Genomic DNA, 225 nt, shown 5'->3' on the forward strand with positions numbered 1-225 from the left:
ACTCTTCGAATGATTTCCAACCATTCTGAGGGAACCTTGGGGCGCCTCCGTTACTCTTTAGGAGGCGACCGCCCCAGTCAAACTGCCCACCTGACACTGTCCCCGAACCGGTTTACGGTCCTAGGTTAGAACTCCGATACGATCAGGGTGGTATCCCAACGGCGCCTCCACCGATGCTGGCGCACCGGCTTCCTAGGCTCCCACCTATCCTGTACAGACCGTACC

General features: G+C 58.2%; 1 rRNA gene. It reads right to left on the minus strand.

Going from position 1 to position 225, the window contains the following annotated elements:
• Positions 1-225: ribosomal RNA gene (locus ACXX53_RS23185) — 23S ribosomal RNA — on the minus strand; the annotation flags it as partial.

This window comes from Paenibacillus marinisediminis (assembly GCF_054343325.1).